The sequence below is a fragment of the Streptococcus sanguinis genome, from assembly GCF_050234405.1.
Taxonomy (GTDB): Bacteria; Bacillota; Bacilli; order Lactobacillales; family Streptococcaceae; genus Streptococcus; species Streptococcus sanguinis_W.
Window position 1 is genome coordinate 1,273,077 of record NZ_CP092117.1, and the last position, 23,234, is coordinate 1,296,310.

The following is a 23,234-nucleotide window of genomic DNA, read 5'->3' on the forward strand; positions in this document are numbered from 1 at the left end:
CTAAATCTATTTATTTTCTTTCGTACATGTTAAAAAAGTGTCATATAAAAAGCATGAATGGAATTTACCAAGTTTGTAAAAGCATTCAGCAAAAATAAAGCTGCCAGTCCAAACCGCTTTTTCCGAAAGGTTTGAACGGCACAAATAAGACAAATGACACATAAAAAGGCCGTAAAAAAACCAAAAATACTACGTTCCATTCTTACGAGTCCTTCCTTTGGTATCTTTTTATAGTGAAATCATAAGGATTCTTTTCATCTTTGGCATGAAATTCACTGCTAACTTCCTGATAAGGAGCCCAGTCAAATGTCTCAGGGAAATAGGTATCTCCTTCAAGTTTAGCAGCAATCTGAGTCTGAATCAATTCTTCCAAAAACGGCTCAAAAGCCCTGATAATCTGCGCTCCGCCGATAATATACAAGTTTCTATCTTGCTTGTGGTACCAATCCAAGACATCTTCCACCTTGCTGAACAGCAAGACATTTTCATTGTCAACTTGATAGTTCTTGTCCCTGCTCAAAATCAGACTAATCCGATTTGGCAAAACGCGACGCTGCAAACCATCAAAGGTCACTCGCCCCATCAAAATAGCATGTCCAGTCGTCGTTGACTTAAAATGCTGCAATTCTGCCGGTAGATGCCAGGGCATGACCTTGTCTTTTCCAATCAGACCATCCTCTGCCTGAGCCCAAATGGCAATAATCTTCTTTGTCATCCTTTTATCCTTTGTATTAGTAACTCTATTCTATCAAATTTGCTGTAAAAAGGCATGTTTAAAGTATGATTCAAGCAGAACTTTTGCAGAGGTTGGCAGTTTTCGCATACACTTATCAAAATCGTTAAATTGCCAAATCAAACTTCAGCTGAGGTTTAACAGGATCATAGTCTAAAAACTCAAAATCTTCTGCTTTGATATCGAAGAAATTGGTCCCATCCGGCACATTTAAAACGAGCCGTGGCTGACAGTCGCTAGGTTCCCGGCGTAATAGTTCCTCCGCCTGCTCGAACTGATTATCATAGATGTGCAAGTTATTGATAAAGTAAAAGAACTTACCGACCTTCCAGCCAAAATGCTTGGCAATCATCATCTGCAGAGCCACGTACTGCATAGCATTAATGTGGTGAGCAACCAACATATCATTTGAGCGCTGAGTCAGAGTTGCATCCAGATAAATGTCTCCATCCACACGACGAACGTCAAACATAGTTTGAAAAGCACATGGAAGCAAGCCATCTGTTTCTTCAAAAGCTTCATAATCCCAGAGAGAGATGATATTGCGACGGTTCCAAGGATTGGCTTCCAACTGTTGGAGAATTTTATTGATTATATTGTGCTTCTTGACAACAGCTCCGTAGCGCTGCCCAATAGTACCTGTATCGCCAACTTCCCAGTCATTCCAATAATGAACATTGTATTTGTCATTGAGCAATTCCAAGCTATTAGACTGGTCTTGATAGATCCAAAGGACTTCCTTGATGGCAGACTTAATAGCAATAGGGCGCAGAGTCGTGATTGGGAATTCTCCCTTGCTCAAATCGTATTCCGCAAAAGAGCCAGTGATATATTTGGAATTAGCCACATTTCCATCCTTGTAGCGCGGACGGGCATTTTCAGAAAAAACACCCTGCTCCATAATTTTTTTAATATTCTCTTTGAAAATCGTATCTGCTAACGTCATGATTTCTCCTTCGTCCAGTGAGCTTTTTCTAGTATAGCAAATTTTCTATAAAAATTCTCCTACAGACCATTCTGCAGGAGAACAAATGAAGCATACTTGTAGAATTATTGTAATACCAATGAAGCTGCCCCGATAACGCCAGCATCATTTCCAAGAGTAGCCAAGGCCAACTTGGTTGAAGTACGAACCTGCGGGAAGCTATTTTCTTCATAAACCTTGCGCACGCCATCAAGTAAGAAATCACCCGCAGCTGATACGCCACCTCCGATAACAATTGTAGATGGATTTAGGATAGAGCCGATATTGGCACAGGCAATACCTAGATAACGCGCGAAATTGCGATAGACAATCAGAGCCAGCTCATCGCCCTCTTTCGCCAAGTCGAAGACAACCTTTGCATTGACATCTTCACCATTGTCAATCAGTTTTTTCAGCTCAGCATCACCAGCATACTCATCAGCATAGCGACGAGTCAAATTAACAATACCAGTCGCAGATGCAACAGTCTCTAGGCAGCCTTTCTTGCCACAGGTACATTGAATCGGCTGATCGAAGTCAACAGTGATGTGGCCCAACTCTCCTGCTGCTCCAGCAAGTCCATGCAAGAGCTTGCCTTCGGCAACAATTCCTCCGCCAACACCTGTACCTAGTGTCATGAAGACTACATCAGGCTGGTTTTCTCCAGCCCCCATCCAGCGTTCACCCAAAGCAGCAACGTTAGCATCATTGTCAATATAGAAAGGAATCCCAGTCGCTTTTTCAATCTTATCCTTGACCGGCTGCAGCGTCTTCCAATTGAGGTTGTAAGCACCAATAACAGTGCCCTTTTCTCGGTCAACAACTCCTGGCGAGCCCATACCAATTCCGATAAAATCCTCTGCTGAAAGCTGAAGCAAGTCCAAACGATGCAGGATTGACTCAATCATATCCTCTACAATGTGGCTGCCTTCGTCCAAAACATTGGTTTTGATGGACCATTTTTCTTGAATTTCGCCCTCTGAAGTCAAAATCGCAAACTTAATAGATGTTCCACCAAGGTCAATTCCGATTATTTTTTTCGACATGATGTTCTCCTCTGTGTTTTATTTATCATCATTATATCAGATTTTTTCAGTAAGGAAAAGGTTTGCATAAAGAAAAGTAAACTCACAAGTCTTTTGTATAATAATACCTTTCACCAGTATAGGGGTATTCTTTCAGCGCAAACACTTCTGTATAGCCGTGCTTTTTATAAAAGTCTGGGGCTTGAAACTGATACGTATCCACAAATGAATATTTGCATTTTCTTACTCTGGCTTCTTGTTCAGCCCTACACAGTATTTTTGAGCCTATGCCTTGCCCTCGTAAATCTTCGCTCACATACAAATATTCAATCTCCAGCCAATTACCAAAAGTTTCGGCCGCCATACCAGCCAGCAGATTTCCTTGTTCGTCTTCTACATATATGTTAAGAGGCTCACTTTTGGAGGGCTCCCTCTTAGATCGATTGTAGGCCCTGATTAAGTTTCCCAGTTCTTGTGTCTTTTTCGAGTCGATATTTTCTAATCTTAGTTTCATAGATACCTCCGTTTAGATTTCTGCCTAAACACTACTTCTTTCATCCATCAAACCCACTTAGGTATTCATAGCGCTCGTATTTTTCCAGCATTTTCTCGTTCTGCTCATCCAGTTCTTGCTGGAGTTCAGACAGGCGAGCAAAGTCAGAGCTATTCTCCTGCATGGCCACTTCAATCTCAGAAATCCGCTCCTCCAGCGCCTCGATATCGGCCTCGATAGTCTCCCACTCCTGCTTTTCAAAGTAGGTCATGCGCTTTTTATCCTCGCGCACCTTGGTCGATTTTTCCTTTTCAGTCTTTTGGGAAATAGCAGAGCTTTCAGCCAGAAAGGCTTTTTCGTCTAAGTAATCCGTGTAATTTCCGAAAAACTCTCTGATACTTCCATTCTCAAAAGCCAAAATCTTGCCGGCTACCTTGTCTAGGAAATAGCGGTCGTGGCTGACTGTAATAACTGGACCGGCAAAGCCTTGCAGAAAGTTTTCCAAGACCGTCAGAGTTGCAATATCCAAATCATTGGTTGGCTCGTCAAGAAGCAAGACATTCGGCTTTTCCAAAAGAAGCTTGAGCAGATAAAGGCGCTTTTTCTCTCCGCCAGATAGCTTTTCAATCAAAGTCCCATGAGTAGAACGAGGGAAGAGAAATTGCTCTAAGAGCTCTGCAATGGAAGTCGTTCCACTGCCAATCTTGACCTCCTCAGCCACTTCTTGCAGATAATTGATGACTCGCTTAGACTCATCCAAGCCCTCAATCTGTTGAGAGAAATAAGCCACTCGAACTGTCTCTCCGATAATGAGCTGACCAGCCTGAGGCTGAAGTTTACCGGCAATCAGATTGAGCAAGGTCGACTTGCCGACACCGTTATCTCCAACAATCCCAATGCGGTCCTTGTTCTGGATTAAAAGGTTAAATTGAGAGAGAATGGGCTTCTGATCATAAGCAAAGTCTACATTTTGAAACTCGATGACCTTCTTACCGATACGACTGGTTTCGAAGTTCATTTCCAGATTGCTGTCAGTCGTCTGGTCTGCCAAATCGTTCTTGAGGTCATGGAAACGATTTATACGAGCCTGTTGCTTGGTTGCCCGAGCCTGAGGCTGCCGCCGCATCCAGGATAACTCCTGCTTGTATAGCTGCTGCTTCTTATGAAGCAAGGCCGCATCTCGCTCATCCTGCTCTGCCTTGAGACGGACGTAATCTTGATAATTTCCCTGGTATTCAATCAAGCGACCGCCATCCAATTCAAAAATCCGTGTTGAAATATTATCCAAGAAATAGCGGTCGTGGGTAATGAAAAGAACGGTTTTCTTGGAATTTTTCAAGAAATGCGTCAGCCATTCAATGGTATCAATATCTAGGTGGTTGGTCGGCTCGTCCAGCAAGAGCAAATCGGCATCACCTAAGAGGACCTGGGCTAGCTGAACTCGGCGACGAAGGCCTCCTGATAACTGACTAACCTTGAGAGACAGATTTGTCAGACCAAGCTTGCACAGAACCGTCTTGACCTGGCTTTCGATTTCCCAAGCATGTAGCGAGTCCATCTCGGCCATAACTGCTTCTAGTCTAGACTGCTGACTTTCATCATAAGCCGTCAGGAGCAGCTCATACTCTCGAATCAACTGCATTTCCCGTAAATCACTGGACAAAACAGTATCAAGCACCGTCTGCTCTTCATCGAAATCAGGCTCCTGAGTCAGATAAGCAATCTTATAACCTGTCTTAGCAGAAAAAGGGCTGACATCTCCATCAAAGCCCGACTTGCCTGACAACACATCCAACAGCGTTGTCTTTCCTGTTCCATTGACACCAATCAGACCAATCCGATCCAGATCATGAATAATAAAGGAAATATCCCGAAAAACAGTTTTATCTCCTACTGATTTGGTTAGCTTGTCAACGATAAAATCGCTCATTTCTTCTCCTTGATATAGGCGTAAACGGCCTCTAAGTCATTAGGCAAGCGGCCATCTACAATAGCGTATTCCAACTCTTTCAGAATTTGACCCAGTTTTGGTCCTGGCTCAAAGTCAAACTCCTGCATCAGCATGCCTCCATTGACCACCATTTCCTGCTTGTTGTGAATAGTCAGACTGGCATCAAGACTTTTAATCGCAGAGAAATCCACTGCCAAACCTTGCGCCTGACGAAGTTCTTCTGCTTGTTGTAATAAGTCAATATCATAGTCATAACAGTCTCGCTTGGTCAAGTCTCGTTCTGAACGAATGTCAGCAATCCCAACCAAATCTTCTACTTTCTTGGCAAATTCACGAGAAGTCTTCCATTTTTTTAGAAAGCCTTTAACATTTTGCACATCCAAGGCCAGTAAAAGAGCTGCCCAAGCCTGCTCAGAGGCTGAAAAGCGAAACTCCGAATCCAACTCGAAGAGCCTTTCTAACTTAGCTCTGCTTTCCTTCAAATCTGGCAAAAATTCTATAGCACCGCTTGTCAAGAGTGCCTCTAATCCCTTGCGCCAAAATGGAGCCAGCAAGAGCTTATCAAACTCGATAAAAATTCGTTCAACCGAAATCTTTTCAAGCAAAGGAGCACAATCCTTCATAGCCACAAAAGTATCTTGCTCTAGGTCAAAATCCAAGGCAGCTTGAAAACGAAAGCCCCGCATGATGCGTAGAGCATCTTCATTAAAACGCTCAGCAGCCGTCCCAACTGCCCGCAAAATCTGATTTTCCAAGTCATCCAAGCCTTGGAAAAGATCGATGACTTGGCCGTTTTCATCCAAAGCTAGAGCATTGATGGTAAAATCGCGTCGCTTGAGGTCTTCCTCCAAAGAACGCACAAAAGAAACCTTACTAGGCCTGCGGTAGTCCACATAGACATCCTCGGTCCGGAAAGTCGTCACTTCGTATTCGCGGTTATTTTCCAAGACCAAGACGGTTCCATGCTCAATCCCCACATCAACTGTACGATCAAAGATATGCTTGGTTTCCTCAGGATAGCTGGAGCTAGCGATATCCACATCGTGAATAGGTCGCTTCAAAAGGGCATCTCGAACAGAGCCCCCAACAAAATAAGCTTCAAAGCCAGCCGCTTTTATCTTCTCTAATACTGGCAAAGCCTCCTGAAATTCAGAAGGCAGAGTTTCTAATCTCATAGTAAATGTTCCAATCCATAGACTAATTCTGAGCGTTTGACAACCTCTTTAATGGCAAGATTAACTCCTGTCATAAAGGAAGCGCGGTCATAGGAATCATGCCGCAGCGTCAATCCCTCTCCCTGGCTGCCAAATATTACTTCCTGATGGGCAACCAGACCAGGCAAGCGAACTGAATGGATACGCATGCCATCGAAATCAGCTCCGCGAGCGCCAGCTATAGACTCTTCCTCATCAGCAGCTCCCTGCTGCTTGCTTGGTCTGACTTGGCTGATGAGCTCGGCTGTCTTGATAGCTGTCCCACTCGGTGCATCCTTTTTCTGGTCATGGTGCAGCTCAATGATTTCTACATTTGGGAAATACTTGGCTGCCTGAGCCGCAAACTGCATCAGCAAAACAGCTCCCAAAGCAAAGTTTGGTGCAATCAATCCGCCCAGCTTCTTTTCCCTAGACAATGTGATTAACTCTTCCAACTGCTCTTGAGTAAAACCTGTCGTTCCGAACACTGGGCAAAATCCCTGTTCTAGGGCGAAGCGAGTATTGGCATAAGCTACTTTTGGGGTTGTAAAATCAACCCAGACATGGGCTTCCAGTCCAGCCAATTCTTCCTTAGCATTGAAGACGGGAACACCAGCCACTTCTTTTTCATCCGTAAAAGGATCCAGCAGCCCAACTAATTCTAGTTCAGGATCTTCTGTCACCATTTTATAGGCTGCTTGGCCCATTTTCCCTTTAAAACCAGCAATAATAACTTTGATACTCATGTTTCTCCTCCTTACAGAGACAAGCTCAGGCACTCAGACAATCAAATTACAGGAATATAAGCAAGTGCAACACTACCCTTGCCTAGGTGCGTCCCGATAACACTGCCAAAGGTTGCGATAGGAACTTCGCCAGCAATACCGCTGTCTAGCAGATTTTGCTGAAGTTCAGCTGCTTTTTCTGGTGCATTGCCATGGATAACCATAATCTGATAAGCACCCCCTGCTGTTCTTTCTTGGACAAGTTCCAGCATACGCTTAGTTGCCTTCTTCTCCGTCCGAATCTTTTCAAAAACCTCTATCACACCATGATCGTTAAAATACAGAATAGGCTTGATACTGAGCAGATTTCCCAAAATAGCTGCGCCGTTAGACAGACGGCCTCCTTTGACCAAGTGGTTCAAGTCATCCACCATGATAAAGGCGCTGGTGCCATCGATCTGCTTTTGAACATTAGCTAAAATTGTTTCAAAATCTAGGCCTTCTTCTGCCCATTCTAGAGCTGATTGGGCCATAATACCGAGCGGAGCGCTGGTAATCTTAGAATCCGGAAAGGCAATTTGCAAACCATGAAATTCATCTTTCAGATACTGAATATTTTGATAAAAACCAGAAATACCGCTAGATAGAAAGAGCCCCAGAACATGGGTATAGTCTTTGCCGTCTAGAATGGTGAGAATCTCTTCTAGGTCCGCAATGCTAGGCTGACTGGTCTTGGGCAGTTCATCTGACTGAGCCATTTTTTCATAAAATTCACTAGCTGTTAAGTTTCTGCCTTCGACATAAGGCTCACCGTCAATCACGACCGGGATGTCCAAAACAAAAAGATTTTCGTTCTCTAGCAGGGAATCCGGCAGATAGGCCGATGAATCTGTGATAACCGCTAACTTCATGATTAAAACTCCAAATTAATGCCTGGCAAATCCAGAGCAATTTCTGTCACTTCATAAGTCAAGCGATTGAGCATAGTTAGGCAAGGACGAGCCAGCTCTTCTACTTCATCGTGGTCAAATTCACTCGGTTCCTCAATAAGACGACCGTGAATGTGGTTGGCTTGCGAAATGGTTCCACTGATAACAAAATTCTCAAAAACAATCATAAAGGTCAAAATCACAATCAATGAAGTTGTGTGGGCTTCGACATCTCTCTTGACCAATTGGAAATTCACATCAACCTTGGTTTCAGGTGTTCCATTTTCTTTTTCCCACTCAAAATTTCGGGCGTCAAAATGGTACTGACTAACAAATTCTTTTTCGCGCTGTATGTTCATTTTTATTCTCCTAAAAATATGCGATAGGCCCATTATACCATATATCGAGCGAAGTTTCCATGCTAAAATTTGCAGGCCAGAAAACACAAAAAAGAATCTCACTGACAAGCGAGATTCTTTAAATATTATTTTTTAAGTGGTTTGCGCAGGTAACCAAAGATAATACCGCTGACTAATGCACCAATCAATACATATACCAAGTAAAGGATTGGATTATTTGTCAAACCGATAACGAAGATTCCTCCGTGAGGAGCCATGAGCTTGATACCTGACAATCCTACAAGAGCACCTGTTAGAGCTGAACCTACGATAAAGCTTGGAATAGCACGGGCTGGGTCAGCAGCTCCAAAAGGAATCGCTCCTTCTGTGATGAAAGATAGTCCCATGACGATGTTTGTCAAACCTGAATCGCGTTCTTCTTCAGTGAATTTATGTTTGAACAAAAGAGTTGCAATAAATACTGCCAAAGGCGGAACCATACCAGCTGCCATAACTGCTGCCATAACAGGCGAACCACCAGTTGAAACAGTGCTTGCAAGTGTACTAGTACCAAATACGTAAGCAGCCTTATTAACCGGCCCACCCATATCGACAGCCATCATACCACCGACTAAGAGACCGAGGAGGACAGCCGAGCTTCCGCTCAGACTTGCCAAGAAATCATTCAGGGCTGTATTGATTGCTGACATTGGAATATTGACCGCCAACATCACAAATCCAGTCACAAGAACGCCCAGAAGAGGCAAGAGCAAGATTGAACGGATACCTTCAAGTGAGCGAGGCAGACCTGCAAGAAGCTTACGAAGGAGAAGGATGATACCACCAGCTAAGAAGCCGCCTACCAAAGCTCCAAGGAAACCAGATGATACACCAACTAAATCAATAGTTTTCTGACCACCTTCAGCGTAAGCAACACCACCAAATGATGCACCGCTGCTCGCAATTGCACCAGCTACGAAACCAGAAACCAGACCTGGCTTTTCAGCGATTGAGTATGCGATATAACCAGCTAATACTGGCAGCATGAAGCCAAAGGCTGCTCCACCAATTGCTTTAAACTGCGCTGCAATTTCATGATAACTTCCCAGATTAGAAAGCTGATCTTTTGGCACACCTAAGATCTGATCCAGCAAGAATGCAATGGCAATCATAATACCGCCACCAATAACGAATGGCAACATTTGGGAAACGCCGCTCATCAAGTGCTTGTAAAAAGCGCCACCCAGACTAAGTTTCTCATTGCTGGATTCTGCAGCACCACCACCGTTAGCTGCCTTGTAAACCTCAGCATTTCCAGAAAGGGCCAGATTGATGAGTTCTTCTGTCTTACGAATACCATCTGCAACTGGACGATTGATCAACGGCTTGCCGTCAAAGCGATTCATCTCTACGGCCTTATCTGCCGCGATGATAACAGCTTTAGCTTTTTTAATATCTTCTGCTGTCAGCTTATTCCCAACACCACTAGCACCGTTGGTTTCAACCTTGATGCCGACACCCATTTCAGCTGCGACCTTTTGTAAGGCCTCTTGAGCCATGTAGGTATGTGCAATCCCAGTCGTACAAGCTGTTACAGCTACAAGGAATTCTCCTCCCTCATTGGCAGGTTCGACAACAGCAGGTTCTTCTGCTTTTTCCGAAGCTTGGTCAAAAAGCTCAATCACCTGATCAGGCGAAGTCACTTGACGCAGTTTATCCGCAAAGCCATCCTTCATCAGGTACTGGGACAATTCAGCTAAGGCAGCCAAGTGAGTATCGTTAGCACCTTCTGGAGCTGCAATCATGAAGAAAAGATCAGTTGGCTGGCCATCCAAACTTTCGTAATCTACGCCTTTATTTGACTTGGCAAAAAGGACAGTAGCTTCTTTCACTGCAGCATTTTTGCTGTGGGGCATAGCGATTCCGTCACCCAAACCTGTAGAAGTCAAGGCTTCACGAGCCAAAATCCCTTCTTTGAAAGTCTCAAAGTCTGTCACATAGCCATGATTCACTAGGCTCTGAATCATTTCTTCGATAACAGCTTTTTTCTCTGTTGCCTGCAAGTCTAGCAACATCACATCTTTTCTTAGTAAGTCTTGAATTTTCATATTTTTTCTACCTCTACTTTTTCATAGATTTCTTTTATATAATCAGCTGTCGCCAAATCATCTGAGAAGGTGGTCGCCGTTCCGCAGGCCACTCCCCATTTGAAGGCTTGAATAACATCACCAGAGCGGACAAACTCTCCGGTAAATCCAGCCACCATAGAGTCGCCAGCACCAACAGAATTTTTCACATTGCCCTTGATAGGTTTAGCGAAATAGGCACCCTCTCGAGTTACCAGCAAGGCACCGTCACCAGCCATGGAAATGATGACATGTTGGGCACCCTTGTCTAAGATTTGACGGGCATAACTCTCAATCTGATCCAAGCTTTCGAGCTTGACTCCGAAAATATCACCTAGTTCGTGGTTATTAGGTTTGACCAAGAGCGGCTCAAACTCTAATGAATCAAGCAACGTCTGGCCTTCAAAGTCACAGACGACTTGCGCTCCTGTCTTTCTGGTCAGGCCAATCAACTCCTTGTAGACAACATTTCCTAGATTTTTAGGACTGCTGCCTGCGAAGACTACCGTATCTTCTGAAGTCAGAGAAGAAAGGAACTTCTCAAGTTCTTCTAGTTTCTGACTGGAAATTTCTGGACCAGGTCCATTAATTTCTGTCTCAGCATCTGCTTTAATCTTGACATTGATACGAGTATCCTGCTCAACTTCTACAAAATGGCTTGAGATTCCTTCCTCTTCCAGAGTATCTGTGATGAACTTGCCAGTAAAACCACCGATAAAACCAGTCGCTGTATTCTCAATACCTAGACGTTTGAGAACTCGGCTAACGTTGATTCCCTTCCCGCCAGCGAATTTGTCGTCACTGTCCATCCGATTGACGCTTCCTATAAGGACCTTGTCCAGACGAACAATATAGTCGATGGAAGGGTTTAGTGTGACAGTATAAATCATACCTCAATCACCTCCGTTTTTTCTTTCAGCGCTTGAATCACTTCCGATTCATTTTGAATAGTAATAATGCTTGCTTTGGCAAGAGGAGCGACCTTGACAAAGGACGTCTGTCCTAGTTTAGAAAGATCAGCCAAGACATAAGTCTTCTTAGCGTTCTCTAAAATTGCTCTTTTGACAGCTCCTTCCTCCATATCTGGAGTGGTAAAGAAGCCATCGTCAATGCCATTCATTCCAATAAAGGCTTTATCGAAATTCAACTGACCGATTTGATTCAGAGCCACACCTCCGATGCTGGCATCTGTTGAGCGCTTGACCTTTCCGCCGATAATGACCGTCGGGATATTGCGCTCTACCAACTTGGTCGCATGGTGAATGGAGTTGGTGACCACTGTCACTCTTGGATCATGCAGCTCATTGACTAAAAGCTCATTGGTTGTCCCCGCATCAATAAAAATCACATCATGCTCTTGAATCAAGCTTGCTGCCATCTTGGCAATAGCTGTCTTTTCTTGAATGCTTTTGATAGATTTTTCCTGATTACTCTCCTCTTCTTGCAGAAAATGAAGACTTTCGGCTCCTCCGTGAACTCGTCGCAGCTTATGCTCGCATTCCAATTCATCCAAATCTCTTCTGACAGTTGATTCTGAAGTGTTTAAAGCATGTACTAGATATTCTAAAGAAACAAATTTTTCTCTTATGACTGTCTCTAGAATAACTTGCTTTCTTTCCGACTTCAGCATAAAGCACCTCCTTTGGAATCGTTTACGATTATTATTATACCTCTTTATTTTCCAATGTCAAGCATTTTCTATCAAAAACTTTCAATTTCTATCTTTTTATCGAACAAAAAAGAGCTGGACTACGTCCAACTCCTTTCATATCGTTGCATAACTGCCCAATAAAAGGCAATTAGCTATTATTGATCAAGGATACAAGATAGGCTGCCATGACAGGCAGAAAAGTACCAAGAAAAGTAAACACAACCAGAACCCAGAACCAGACTGACTTAAAAGCCTGTCGGTAGGTCCTTGGGAGCGAACGATTGGCGTCAATGTATTCCTTAAATTTTGGCCACTTCAAGATTAAAAGCAAAAGAAATACTGTGCTGCCAGCGATTAATAGGCCATAAAAAACGATGTTAACAATAGGCTCTGGAGCTTTTTTTGAAAGAAAAGCTATACCTTCTGCTATGACAAAGTTATTGAGAGCATGAAAAATGATAGACCAGATAATCGAATACTCAAAAGCGATATAACCAAAGCCTAAACCAATCAAACTAGCAAAATAAAACTGATAAAGATTTTCGTGAAAGAGACCAAACAAAATCGCAGTCAAAAGAATGGCAAAAACCTTTCCATGCTTCTCTAATGCTCGCAATCCAGCACCTCTAAAAATGATTTCCTCCGTAACTGGAGCCATCAAGGATGAATAAATCAGCATGGTTAGTGTCTCAGAACCACCGCTCCCTGATTCCATACTAGAAAGATCTAGATTGAAGAGTTGCATGATAGCCTGCATCATCTGATTGACAACAGCTGTAAACATTTGGGCGAATAAAAGGAAGCAAATCATATAAAAGAAAACTTTAGGAGTCATCTTCCGCCCCTTGCGACGAAGGTCGTATTTAAAGAGCTGCTTGCCCCGAGACACCGTGAAAGTAAGAACCCCGAGACAGGAAGCTAGAATATAGGCTCCGCCGTCCTTTTCCATGAATTTGGTAACAATGTCTTGCGTCTTTTGAATGTCCATACCTTGTCCTGGCATGATGATAAAAAAGGCAACAAATACATAAATGAAAACAGCTGCAATCATGACCCATAAATAAGTAAAGCAAGTCGCTGAAAATCGTCCTAGATCTTTTTTAGGATTTAAAGGTTCAGGTATATAATACATAAAATCTCCTATATTAAATTTACTCCTTACCCTTTCGGCTTAGGAAATACAAGGTCAAAAAGATTCCCTCATAAAGCAAAGCAAAAAGAATAAAGGCGTGCATGAAAAATTCTTCTGGCAGAATCCAAATGACTGGATCCTTTGCCGGGTCAAACATCCAGGTATTGTCTCCGGCAAAGAGAACTTGATGAAAGAGTGTAAAAAAACTATTAAAGCCAATCAGAAAGGCCAGTACACCTAAGACAAGCGGCAAGAGACTAATCACCAGAAAAGCCCGTCTGTAAAGACTCAAAAATCCCTTTTTAACCACTTTTTTGATAAAGAAAATCAAAGCAGGCAGAGCAACTAGAAAAATAGCTTGCGCCAAGTGAAAAAGATACTTGACCGCCTGAAAATGATGCAATCCTGCTGCTGACGAGCGAAAATCTGGCATCGCTAGCTTTTGACTAAAAGGATTGGTCAGGTAATTCATCAAAATATTAAAATTATACTGGATGGTCTCTGCTTTCAAATAAACCTTATCCGGCAAATTGAAATAAGAAATCTCTATCGGGTATAAGAGCCAAGCCAGATAAATGGTTAGCAAGATTGCTGCTGCCAACAAGCACAAGACGCTGGCTAAAAATCTCAACTTATCACGCATCGAAGTCCCACTCCGCTAGACTGGACAAGACATGCGTCGGTTGGATAGGCAGATTGGGCACCTCTTCTGGCAGAGTAAAGCCTGTCGTAACTAAGAGCGTCGGAATGCCATTATCAATTCCCGCTCGAATATCTGTCAGATAGTTATCACCTACCATGACCACTTCTTCACGCGCCAACCCTAGATGCTCTATAGCTTTTTCCATGATGATGGCATTTGGCTTGCCGATAAAGGTTGGCTCAACCCGAGTGGCTGCTTCCAAGAGGGCATTTATAGCACCCGCTCCCGGCTGCAAACCACGCTCCGTCGGAATATTGAGATCAGGATTGGTCCCGATAAAGTGAGCACCCTTTTGAATAGCCAGAGTCGCTATTGTCAGCTTCTCATAATCCACTTCCCAGTCCAGCCCAACTACTACATAGTCTGGATTTTCTGTGTCTTCTATATATCCAGCTTCTTCAATAGCATGTTTAAGTCCCACATCACCAATGACGTAGACTTTCTTGCCCAGATTTTTCTCCTGCATATAGTCAATAGTTGCTAAAGTCGCTGTGTAAATAGTCTCTAGTGGCGTCTCAATATTGAAATTTTCTGCCAACATGTTTTTGACAGTTTCTGGAGTGCGCGTGGTGTTATTGGTCACGAACAGATAGGGAATATGACGCTTCTGCAGCTCATGCACAAAGGCTTCACCAGCCGGAATCCGGCTCTTGCCCTTATAAATCGTCCCGTCTAAATCAATCAAATATCCTTTATAAGTCATTTCTACTCTTCCTCATTATCCTGTTTAAACTCCTGCCAAGTCACTAAAGCCTGGGCATTTACTTCGCCATCACTGGAAATTTGGTGATTGCTCTGCAGACCTTCTAGGTCATAGCTAGAAGCAATCATGCCGCCCGGACGGACTTCCTTGACATACTTGAGATGGACTTTCTTGGGAATGTGCTGGGTGAGAAAGTCTGCCCCCATAACCTCAAAGATCCAGTCCAAATACTTGCTATTATTGACATGGCCGTTCATATCCAAGTCGTAAAAGCGTACATGGTAGTCCTTGCTGACAGGATTTTCCAAGTCTGGATACTTAGGACCGCGCAGTAATTTCTTGGAAAACTCAGATTGATATGGCGCTACAATCTCCGGATCAACGGCACGAACCTTGCGGCTATCTCGATCCATAAGAACAAAGGTTGCCATCATCTGAATAATAGCCTGACCTGCTTCATCAAAAATCGTGAAGCGACGGTAGCAAAAGAGCCGATTGTAGGTTAAAGCTTCTGTTTCAATGGTAATTTCCTCTGCAAAGCGTGGCAGACGTGTAACATCAATATCATAGTCCGTGATAATCCAGACCAGATTATACTGCTCCAGCATATCCTTGTCACTGACGCCAAGCTCGATTGACTGCATCCCCGATACCTGCAAGGACAGCAGGATAACATCCGGCAGCTTGATATGGCCATTCATATCTGCCATATCAAAAGGAATTTTCATTTTCATTTGATAAGTTAAGCCCATGATTTACTCCAATATAAATTTCTCAGCAACCGTATCGCCCAAAAAGAGGCCTTGTTTGGTCATGCGTACCATGTCTCTGTCTGGCACTAGCAAACCCCGCTCAGTCAGATCAGCCACAACAGCTCCGTACTGGTCCTCAAAGGAGACACCAAATTTTTCCTCAAAACGTTTTTTAGAAACACCTGCCCTCTTGCGTAGTCCTAGAAACATCTCTTCTTCCATCTTTTCTTTCAGCGTCAGCACTTCTTCCTGCACTCGGGCATTGCCCGCTTCCACCGCATGCAGATAATGACGAATTGGCCCGTGGTTTTTATAGCGGACACCATTGACATAGCCAGACGCTCCCGCTCCGATACCATAATATTCCGCATTGTCCCAGTACATGAGATTGTGGCGGCTCTCAAAGCCTGGCTTGGAAAAGTTGGAAATCTCATAATGCTCAAAGCCGGCCTTTTCCAACTCAGCTATAATGTATTCAAACATCTCCGCTTCCAAGTCTTCTTTAGGCAGAGGTAGCTTCCCTCGCCGCATCCGATTCATGAAGACCGTATGATTTTCCAAAATCAAGCTATACAAACTCATGTGGGGAATGTCCAGGGCAATGGCCTTGGCTACATTGGTTTTCACATCTTCCATGGTCTGCTTGGGCAGGGCATAAATCAGGTCAATCGAGATATTATCAAAACCCGCTTTTTTGAGATCGGCAATATTCTCATAGATATCCTTTTCCAAGTGACTGCGGCCAATCTGCCTGAGCATGCGGTCATTGAAGGTTTGAACGCCCAGCGAAACCCGATTGACAGGCGAGTCTTTAAGTACAGCAATCTTCTCCTGGTCCAAATCCCCGGGATTGGCTTCAATAGTCAGCTCTTCTAGATAAGACAAGTCCAGCTTGTCTGTCAGCTTTTCTAGCAAAAAAGCCAACTGATGCGCCGATAGAGCGGTCGGAGTTCCGCCACCGATATAGAGTGTACGGAGCTTTTTGATATCGTAAGAATTATACTCCTCAATCAAATGCTCCAGATAACTATCTACCGGCTGATTTTGGATAAAAACCTTGGAAAAATCGCAGTAATAACAAATCTGAGTACAAAAAGGAATGTGCACATAAGCAGAAGTCGGTTTGGTTTGCATAGTACTTATTATACCACAGTTTTAAAGAGAGGACTTATTTGATTATTAAACAAAGAAAAAAAGAGTGATCCTGTAAAGACAAAAATTGTCCTCGCAAGTCACACCCTTTCCTATAATCTAAAAAATTAAAGATTTAAATCACTTCTTCCCCAACTCCTGCGTCCTCTTGTAAGAAGCTTGGACAGCATCCAACACCGTTCCTCGAAAAGCATTTTCTTCCAGACTAGCTACCCCAGCGATGGTCGAACCAGCCGGACTACAGACTTGGTCTTTGAGTTGAGCCGGATGTTGCCCACTGACCTGACTTAGCTTGGCAGCACCTAAGAGAGTTTGATTGGCCAGTTCAAGCGAAATGTCGCGACTGAGTCCTGCCCGCACCCCAGCATCCGCCAAAGCCTCTATAAAGAGATAGACGAAAGCTGGTCCACAGCCAGCAAGAGCTGTCGCTGCATCCAACTGTTTTTCCTCTAATTTGACCAAAAGGCCAGCCGAAGACAGAAAATCACGCAACAAGTCTTCGTCCGTTTGATTCGCTTCTGGGGATAAAGCATAGGTAATAACCCCCTCGCCAACAGCTACCGGTGTATTAGGCATCATCCGAATCCAACGATGGTGGCTAGGTGTCAATTTTTCTAATATTTCCAAACTCAGACCAGCAGCCATTGAAACCAACAAAATAGACTCCCGTTTTTCTAGAATTTCCTGATACTCAGCCAGCAAGTCAGTAAATTGAGCTGGTTTGATACCCAGAAAAATCACCTCTGCCTGAGAAAAAACTTCTGCATTACTGACCGGTTGACCACCAAGTTCCACAGCAATCTTTTCAGCCTTGTCACGACTGCGATTAGCCAGTAGTAATTCGCTTCTGTATCTTTCATCTCGGGCAACTAGGCGAGCCAAACTGCCGCCCATATTTCCCAGACCGATAAATCCAATTTTCATCTTTACTTCCTCACTTGACCAGTCCCTTGGATGACGTATTTATAGCTGGTCAGCTCTTTCAGTCCCATAGGACCTCTGGCATGCAATTTTTGAGTGGAAATCCCCATCTCGCAGCCAAGTCCAAACTGACCGCCATCTGTAAAGCGGGTTGAAGCATTGACATAAACCGCTGCACTATCCACCTGCTCTGAGAAGTAAGCTGCCGATGCCTCATTCTCCGTCACAATGGCGTCCGAGTGATGGGTGCTGTGAGCTTCAATATGCTCCACCGCTTCTTCCAGCGAAGAAATCAGCTTGATTGCTAAGATATAGTCCAAAAATTCGGTGTCAAAATCTTCTGGTTTAGCTTGCGAGCCCGAGATATACTGAGCTGCTTTCTCATCCAAACGCAATTCAACAGGGTTTTCTTGCGCAGCATCACGATCTGTTACCAAAATCTTTTGTAAACGCGGTAAAAATGCAGCTGCAATCTCTTGATGAACTAGTAGAACTTCCATGGCATTGCAGACAGAGGGGCGACTGGTCTTGGCATTCTCAATAATCGCCAAAGCCTTATCTTGATCAGCATCCTTATCTACATAGATATGGACAATTCCGGTACCTGTCTCAATAACTGGCACAGTTGCATTTTCCACGACCGCCTGAATCAAGCCCGCGCCACCGCGAGGAATAAGCAAATCCAGATAGCCCTTGGCCTTCATCATAGCCTGTGCGGAAGCCCGACTGGTATCAGAAACCAACTGGATACAATTCGGCGAAATCTTCGTCTGAGCCAAACCTTCTTTCAAAGCTGTGACAATGGCTAGCGCTGTCTGATAGGCATCCTTGCCGCTTCTGAGGACGACTGCACTACCACTCTTTAGAGCCAGAGCTGCTGCGTCAGAGGTGACGTTAGGCCGGCTTTCGTAGATAATCCCAATCACGCCCATAGCCACCCGCTTTTTACTGATGACAAGGCCGTTATCAAGCTCGGTCCTTTCCAAGACTTGCCCTACAGGATCATCCAAGTCAATCAACTGGCGAATGCCCTCTGCCATGGCAGCAATCCGCTCCTCATCCAGATAGAGGCGGTCCAGCATCACATCTGAAATCCTACCTTTAGCCGTGGTCATATCCAATTCATTGGCTGCTAAAATATCCGCTCGAGAAAGCCAGAGCTGCTTTGCCATTTCTTCTAAAGCATGGTTTTTCTCAGCCGTTGTGGCTGTATTAATCGTCTTCTTGACTTTCTGAACCTTTTCAAAAATCGCTTGTGTTGAGGTCATAGCTTCTCCTTTCCTCGTCTTCTAAAATTCTGCAAATAAATCATTTAACTCCGGTGTCAGAGAAATCCAGTCATCCCGATGAATGACAACACCTTTAGGTTTATTTGACTTGAGCATATCTCTAAGAGCAGACTTGCCAAAACGCACGCGCCCTTTACCAAGAATAGCTCCACTGCCTTCTTCATAAACCGTCACCGTATCTTGATAGGCAAAGCTACCAGATACAGATACAAGACCAGACACCAACAAACTTTTTCCCTTATTTCTGAGAGCATCAGCTGCTCCTTGGTCTACATAGATTTCCCCTTGACTTTTAGCATAGAAAGCCAGCCATTGCTTCTGCGTTTTTAGACCCTTTTCCTGGGCCAAAAAGAGACTGCCATCCTTGGTTTCCTCCGCAGCTTCCAGCAGAGCATCCGTCTTGAGCGAGGAGCAGATATAGACAGGAACACCAGACATGGTCGCCAGTGTTGCAGCCTTAATTTTTGTCAGCATGCCGCCAGTTCCATTGCTCGTTCCTGCACCGCTTGCCATATCAATCAGCTCAGAGCTAATCTTCTCAATCTTTTCAAGTCGACGTGCATCTGGATTGGTAGAGGGATTGGCGGTGTAGAGTCCATCTACATCTGTCAAGAGCACCAAGAGATCCGCCTGAACCATGGATGCCACCTGCGCACTTAATGTATCATTATCCCCAACCTTGAGCTCCTCGATAGCCACTGAGTCATTTTCATTGATGATAGGAATAGCGCCGCGATTCAGCAAGACAGATAAGGCTTGATGGGCATTCTTGTAACGCCGCTTATCTGCAAAATCATCCTGAGTTAAAAGAATCTGAGCAGAAATGATTTGCTTCAAAAGAAGATTGGTTGTATATTCCTCTAGAAGCAAGCCCTGTCCAACCGCAGCTGAAGCCTGTTTATCCGCCACCTTGGTCGGTCGCTTTTTAAAGCCCAGAGAAGAAAAACCCGCCGCAATAGCTCCTGATGAGACCAAGATCAACTCATGTCCCGCCTCATGCAAGAGAGCCAACTGCCGAGTAATTTCCTTTACCTTGGCGCGTGACAGACTGCCATCTGCGTTGGTCAATGACGAAGTCCCCACCTTAAATACGATTCGCTTTGCTTTCATTTCCTTTTCCTTCACTGCTAGATTGTCTTATTATACCACGATTTACGTAAAATAAAAACGACCGCGATTGAGGCGGTCAGAGAAAAATTGTATTTTAATAATGAATGAACTTTCTATTCTTGTCGCATTTTTGCCAAGGTTTCTTGGAAAATGGCTGGCACTTCAGCTGTAAATTCCAGCACTTCACCAGTTCGAGGATGGGTAAAGCCCAGCGTTCGCGCGTGCAGAAATTGGCCGTGTCCTTTCAACGTCTTACGCGGTCCATAGACTTCATCTCCAGCCACAGGATGTCCAATGTAAGCCATATGGACGCGAATCTGATGGGTTCGGCCTGTTTCCAGCTGAAGCTCAACCAAGCTATAGTCACCAAAACGTTCCAAGACTTGGAAACGCGTCAGAGCTGACTTGCCTTTAGCCGTCACCGCCTGCTTCTTGCGGTCTTTTTCACTGCGACCAATCGGAGCCTCAATCACCCCACGGTCATTAGGCAAATTCCCATGAACAATAGCCCAATACTTGCGTAGGGATTTCTTATCCTTAAGTTCATCAGCTAGAGCCACATGGGCTTGGTCATTTTTTGCAATCATGAGAAGCCCTGAAGTGTCCTTATCAATCCGATGGACAATCCCTGGCCGTAGGACCCCATTGATGCCAGACAAGTCTTTGATGTGGTACATAAGGGCGTTGACTAGCGTACCGCTGGTATGGCCTGCAGAAGGATGGACCACCATTCCCTGAGGTTTATTGACGACTGCCACGTCCTCATCTTGATAGACGATTTCTAGCGGAATATCCTCAGGCACATACTCAACCACTTCTGGCTCAGGCAGCTCATAATAGATGATGTCACCTTCTTTGACAGCATATTTGGCTTTTTTGGCTTGTCCATTGACCAAAATCCGGCCGTCCTTAATCTGCTCATTAGCCAAACTCCGCGATAGGTCTGTCAGCTCTGCCACCGCCTTGTCCAATCGCTGACCAACTACTGAGGCCTCAATTCTTACTTCCATCTTTTTCTTCCTTCAAAATTATCAGCAACAAAATAGCTACACCAAAGGTCAGATACATATCTGCCACATTGAAAATAGCAAAATTGATAAAATCTAACTGAAACATGTCCACGACAAAACCTTGACGTATCCGGTCGATAAAGTTCCCCAAACCGCCAGCAATCACCAAGGTCAGCCCGGCCAATATCCACTTTGAGGCATGGAGGTGCTTGATGAGGTAGTAAACAGCTCCGCCGATAACCAGAAATGTCACCAATGTAAAGAGCCATTGTTGATTTTCTAGCATGGAGAAGGCTGCACCAGTATTCTGGAGATGGGTTAGGCTCACCAGACGAGGAATGAAACTCTTGACCTGCCCTAGCTTAAAATCGCTGACGATATACAACTTAACCAGCTGGTCCACAGCAATAAGAACCAAGACTGCAAAAGGAATAATAATTTTTCTTTTCATACTTTATTTTTTCTGTGCAAAATACTCTTTCATAACTGATACAAAGTCTTCTCCGACCTGGGTCAGCTCCACATCTTCACGCTTGACATAGACCATGTGGTTGTCCAAGTTGTCGCGAAGTTTGATGACAGTAATACCATTTACACTATTGCTGTCCAAAAAGCCAGATCCAGTCGCATAAGCATCGGTACGCTCCAAAATCCCATTCAAAGTCGCTCGGTCCGTCACATTAAACATCTGTGAGCTGGCACTGGTATCGACAAAATTTTCTGAATAATAGAGGTACTCATCCTTTTCCTGAGTGAAGCGAACAGTCGGCAAAGCAGCCAAATCTTCCATGACAAGCTCATTTTTCTGAGTCAGAGGATGATCTTCCCGCAGGTAAATGTGGGTCTGAAAAGGAATCAACTCAATTACTTCCAAACCAAGCTTTTCCACCCTTTGCATAATGCCCTTGGTATTTTGATTATTGAGGTAGATAATGCCGATTTCACTGTGGCCTTGCGCTACTTCATCCAGAATCTGCACGGTTGTCGACTCAAAAATTCGGAAGTTCTTATACTCAGGATAGGTCTGAGAAAATTGAGTAATCAAAGGCGGCAAAAAATCATAGTGCTGGCTGGCAATTGAGAACTCATCACGCTCCTCCTCGGGATTGGCATATTGATTTTGAAAGACATCAAAACCCTTGACCAAGTCTTGAGCCTTTTCATAAAACTCCATTCCTCGGCGAGTCAGAAAAGTCCCGCTGCTGGTCCGTCGAAAAATCTTGAAACCCAGCTCTTTTTCCAGATCACGGACAGAGATAGACAGACTAGGCTGGCTGACATACATTTTTTCCGCAGCTTCTCGAAAAGTCCCACTATTAGCAATGGCGACCACATAACGCAATTGTTGAATATTCATAACATTTTCCTTCTTTACATATCGTCTCATTATACCATAAACCAAGGCAGAACAAAAGAAACCAGCTGTAAGAAGCCGGTTTCTCCTTTTAAGTTAATGAGCAATCTGAGACAAATTTGCTATTTTTCTTTTAGATAGACAACCTCAGTCATCTCTTTGAAGCCTAGCTTTTTATAAAGTTTCAAAGCTCGGGTATTCTGCTTTTCTACGACAATCTGAAACTCCTGTCCATTGCGCTCGTTCAAATCCTGCATACTTGCAAGCAAGAGATAGCTTCCTAGCCCCTGCCCCTGAAAGTCTTGATCAACCGCCAAGCCAAAGAAATAATTGGTACCAAAATCCGTATCAACCGACACAGAAGCCACAACCCGACCATCTTTCTTCAAGATGTAAAGCAAACTGGAGCCACTGCTAACGGCTTCTCTGGCGTATTTCAAAGCAACATCTAGTGGTGTCTCAAAGACTTGTGACTGAAAGGCTGCAATCTCTTCAGCCAAGTCCAAACTCCCCTGCAAAACCTCAATCCCTTCTCTTTCTTCTAGAGGAAAAGCTTGAGCAGGCTGTGCCAGCCAGATTTCCGCTTCATCCTCTTGGTAATCAAATCTCCTAGCAAAGTCAGGTTGATCGTTCAAAAAAGCTAGCTCCGCTACATACTCAATCTCGGTCAATTCATACTTATCCGCTACTTTTGCAAAAGCAGCCAGAAGCTGATTAGCCACACCCTGACGGCGATACGATGGCAGAACACAGAGAGAAACCTCAGCTTGGCCAGGTTCATCTGCGTAGACTGATAAAAAACCGATGGTTCGACCACCCATCTCAGCCACGAAAAAGGCTGGCATTTCAGGATCTGTATTATAATTATTATCCAGATAGGGCAGCCGATAGCCTCCATCCACCTTATTACACTCTTGAACTAATTCAAACAAAACCTGCTTTTCTTTCTCAGGCAATGCACTATAAATTCTTATTTGCAT

At 44.1% G+C, this 23,234-nt stretch carries 25 protein-coding genes; all 25 read right to left on the reverse strand.

The window, feature by feature from the left end; all coding sequences use genetic code 11:
* Positions 1-29 precede the first annotated feature (29 nt).
* The 25 genes from MFP28_RS06415 to MFP28_RS06535 all read right to left on the reverse strand — a co-directional run bounded on the left by MFP28_RS06415 (position 30) and on the right by MFP28_RS06535 (position 23,234).
* Positions 30-200 carry a hypothetical protein gene (locus tag MFP28_RS06415; RefSeq protein WP_002895584.1) on the reverse strand — a complete coding sequence of 57 codons (171 nt, stop codon included), beginning with the start codon at positions 198-200 and terminating at the stop codon, positions 30-32.
* A 2-nt stretch (positions 201-202) separates the two neighbouring features.
* Entirely contained in the window at positions 203-715 is a 513-nt protein-coding gene (locus MFP28_RS06420) for a dihydrofolate reductase (RefSeq protein ID WP_002906638.1), read from the reverse strand.
* A 124-nt stretch (positions 716-839) separates the two neighbouring features.
* The gene (locus MFP28_RS06425) at positions 840-1,679 is read right to left on the reverse strand and encodes a thymidylate synthase (protein ID WP_002906639.1); all 840 of its coding nucleotides are present in this window, start codon (positions 1,677-1,679) and stop codon (positions 840-842) included.
* 104 nt (positions 1,680-1,783) lie between these two features.
* Positions 1,784-2,743: an ROK family glucokinase gene (locus tag MFP28_RS06430; RefSeq protein WP_002902862.1), complete on the reverse strand. Its 960-nt coding sequence runs from the start codon at positions 2,741-2,743 to the stop codon at positions 1,784-1,786.
* Between the two features lie 82 nt (positions 2,744-2,825).
* Positions 2,826-3,236 carry a GNAT family N-acetyltransferase gene (locus MFP28_RS06435; protein ID WP_002906640.1) on the reverse strand — a complete coding sequence of 137 codons (411 nt, stop codon included), beginning with the start codon at positions 3,234-3,236 and terminating at the stop codon, positions 2,826-2,828.
* Between the two features lie 40 nt (positions 3,237-3,276).
* Positions 3,277-5,145, reverse strand: a complete 1,869-nt coding sequence (locus tag MFP28_RS06440) for an ABC-F family ATP-binding cassette domain-containing protein (RefSeq protein WP_002906642.1) — start codon at positions 5,143-5,145, stop codon at positions 3,277-3,279.
* On the reverse strand, positions 5,142-6,341 hold the full coding sequence (locus MFP28_RS06445) for a CCA tRNA nucleotidyltransferase (RefSeq protein ID WP_002906643.1): 1,200 nt from the start codon (positions 6,339-6,341) through the stop codon (positions 5,142-5,144). The genes MFP28_RS06440 and MFP28_RS06445 overlap by 4 nt, the downstream gene beginning before the upstream one ends.
* Positions 6,338-7,105: a 4-hydroxy-tetrahydrodipicolinate reductase gene (gene dapB / locus MFP28_RS06450; RefSeq protein WP_002906644.1), complete on the reverse strand. Its 768-nt coding sequence runs from the start codon at positions 7,103-7,105 to the stop codon at positions 6,338-6,340. The genes MFP28_RS06445 and dapB overlap by 4 nt, the downstream gene beginning before the upstream one ends.
* Before the next feature lie 41 nt (positions 7,106-7,146).
* Positions 7,147-7,995, reverse strand: a complete 849-nt coding sequence (locus tag MFP28_RS06455) for a DegV family protein (protein WP_002906646.1) — start codon at positions 7,993-7,995, stop codon at positions 7,147-7,149.
* A 2-nt stretch (positions 7,996-7,997) separates the two neighbouring features.
* Complete coding sequence (locus MFP28_RS06460; protein WP_002915309.1) at positions 7,998-8,372, reverse strand: DUF1149 family protein; 375 nt, start codon at positions 8,370-8,372, stop codon at positions 7,998-8,000.
* Positions 8,373-8,497: 125 nt separating this feature from the next.
* Positions 8,498-10,459: a PTS fructose transporter subunit IIABC gene (locus MFP28_RS06465; protein ID WP_002906647.1), complete on the reverse strand. Its 1,962-nt coding sequence runs from the start codon at positions 10,457-10,459 to the stop codon at positions 8,498-8,500.
* A complete protein-coding gene (gene pfkB, locus MFP28_RS06470) occupies positions 10,456-11,367 on the reverse strand; it encodes a 1-phosphofructokinase (protein ID WP_002906648.1) in 912 nt (303 codons plus the stop codon). Before pfkB ends, MFP28_RS06465 begins: the two co-directional genes overlap by 4 nt.
* Complete coding sequence (locus tag MFP28_RS06475; RefSeq protein ID WP_002906649.1) at positions 11,364-12,107, reverse strand: DeoR/GlpR family DNA-binding transcription regulator; 744 nt, start codon at positions 12,105-12,107, stop codon at positions 11,364-11,366. Before MFP28_RS06475 ends, pfkB begins: the two co-directional genes overlap by 4 nt.
* Positions 12,108-12,276: 169 nt before the next feature.
* The gene (locus tag MFP28_RS06480) at positions 12,277-13,260 is read right to left on the reverse strand and encodes a CPBP family intramembrane glutamic endopeptidase (RefSeq protein ID WP_002906650.1); all 984 of its coding nucleotides are present in this window, start codon (positions 13,258-13,260) and stop codon (positions 12,277-12,279) included.
* Between the two features lie 19 nt (positions 13,261-13,279).
* Complete coding sequence (locus MFP28_RS06485) at positions 13,280-13,903, reverse strand: TIGR01906 family membrane protein (protein ID WP_002906651.1); 624 nt, start codon at positions 13,901-13,903, stop codon at positions 13,280-13,282.
* Positions 13,896-14,666, reverse strand: coding sequence for a TIGR01457 family HAD-type hydrolase (locus MFP28_RS06490; protein ID WP_002906652.1), 771 nt, complete (start codon positions 14,664-14,666; stop codon positions 13,896-13,898). The genes MFP28_RS06485 and MFP28_RS06490 overlap by 8 nt, the downstream gene beginning before the upstream one ends.
* A 2-nt stretch (positions 14,667-14,668) precedes the next feature.
* Positions 14,669-15,418 (reverse strand): acyl-[acyl-carrier-protein] thioesterase, encoded by a 750-nt coding sequence (locus MFP28_RS06495; protein WP_002906653.1) that lies wholly within the window; start codon positions 15,416-15,418, stop codon positions 14,669-14,671.
* Positions 15,419-15,421: 3 nt separating this feature from the next.
* The gene (hemW, locus tag MFP28_RS06500) at positions 15,422-16,552 is read right to left on the reverse strand and encodes a radical SAM family heme chaperone HemW (RefSeq protein WP_002906654.1); all 1,131 of its coding nucleotides are present in this window, start codon (positions 16,550-16,552) and stop codon (positions 15,422-15,424) included.
* A 138-nt stretch (positions 16,553-16,690) separates the two neighbouring features.
* Positions 16,691-17,494 (reverse strand): pyrroline-5-carboxylate reductase, encoded by an 804-nt coding sequence (gene proC, locus MFP28_RS06505; protein ID WP_002906655.1) that lies wholly within the window; start codon positions 17,492-17,494, stop codon positions 16,691-16,693.
* 2 nt (positions 17,495-17,496) lie between these two features.
* Entirely contained in the window at positions 17,497-18,759 is a 1,263-nt protein-coding gene (locus MFP28_RS06510; RefSeq protein ID WP_002906656.1) for a glutamate-5-semialdehyde dehydrogenase, read from the reverse strand.
* Positions 18,760-18,780: 21 nt separating this feature from the next.
* Positions 18,781-19,890 (reverse strand): glutamate 5-kinase, encoded by a 1,110-nt coding sequence (gene proB / locus MFP28_RS06515; RefSeq protein WP_032913389.1) that lies wholly within the window; start codon positions 19,888-19,890, stop codon positions 18,781-18,783.
* A gap of 113 nt (positions 19,891-20,003) precedes the next feature.
* Positions 20,004-20,900, reverse strand: a complete 897-nt coding sequence (locus tag MFP28_RS06520; protein WP_002906658.1) for an RluA family pseudouridine synthase — start codon at positions 20,898-20,900, stop codon at positions 20,004-20,006.
* Positions 20,884-21,351, reverse strand: a complete 468-nt coding sequence (lspA, locus tag MFP28_RS06525; protein WP_002906659.1) for a signal peptidase II — start codon at positions 21,349-21,351, stop codon at positions 20,884-20,886. Before lspA ends, MFP28_RS06520 begins: the two co-directional genes overlap by 17 nt.
* Before the next feature lie 3 nt (positions 21,352-21,354).
* Entirely contained in the window at positions 21,355-22,257 is a 903-nt protein-coding gene (locus tag MFP28_RS06530) for a LysR family transcriptional regulator (protein ID WP_032912458.1), read from the reverse strand.
* A gap of 119 nt (positions 22,258-22,376) precedes the next feature.
* Positions 22,377-23,234 carry a GNAT family N-acetyltransferase gene (locus MFP28_RS06535; RefSeq protein ID WP_002906660.1) on the reverse strand — a complete coding sequence of 286 codons (858 nt, stop codon included), beginning with the start codon at positions 23,232-23,234 and terminating at the stop codon, positions 22,377-22,379.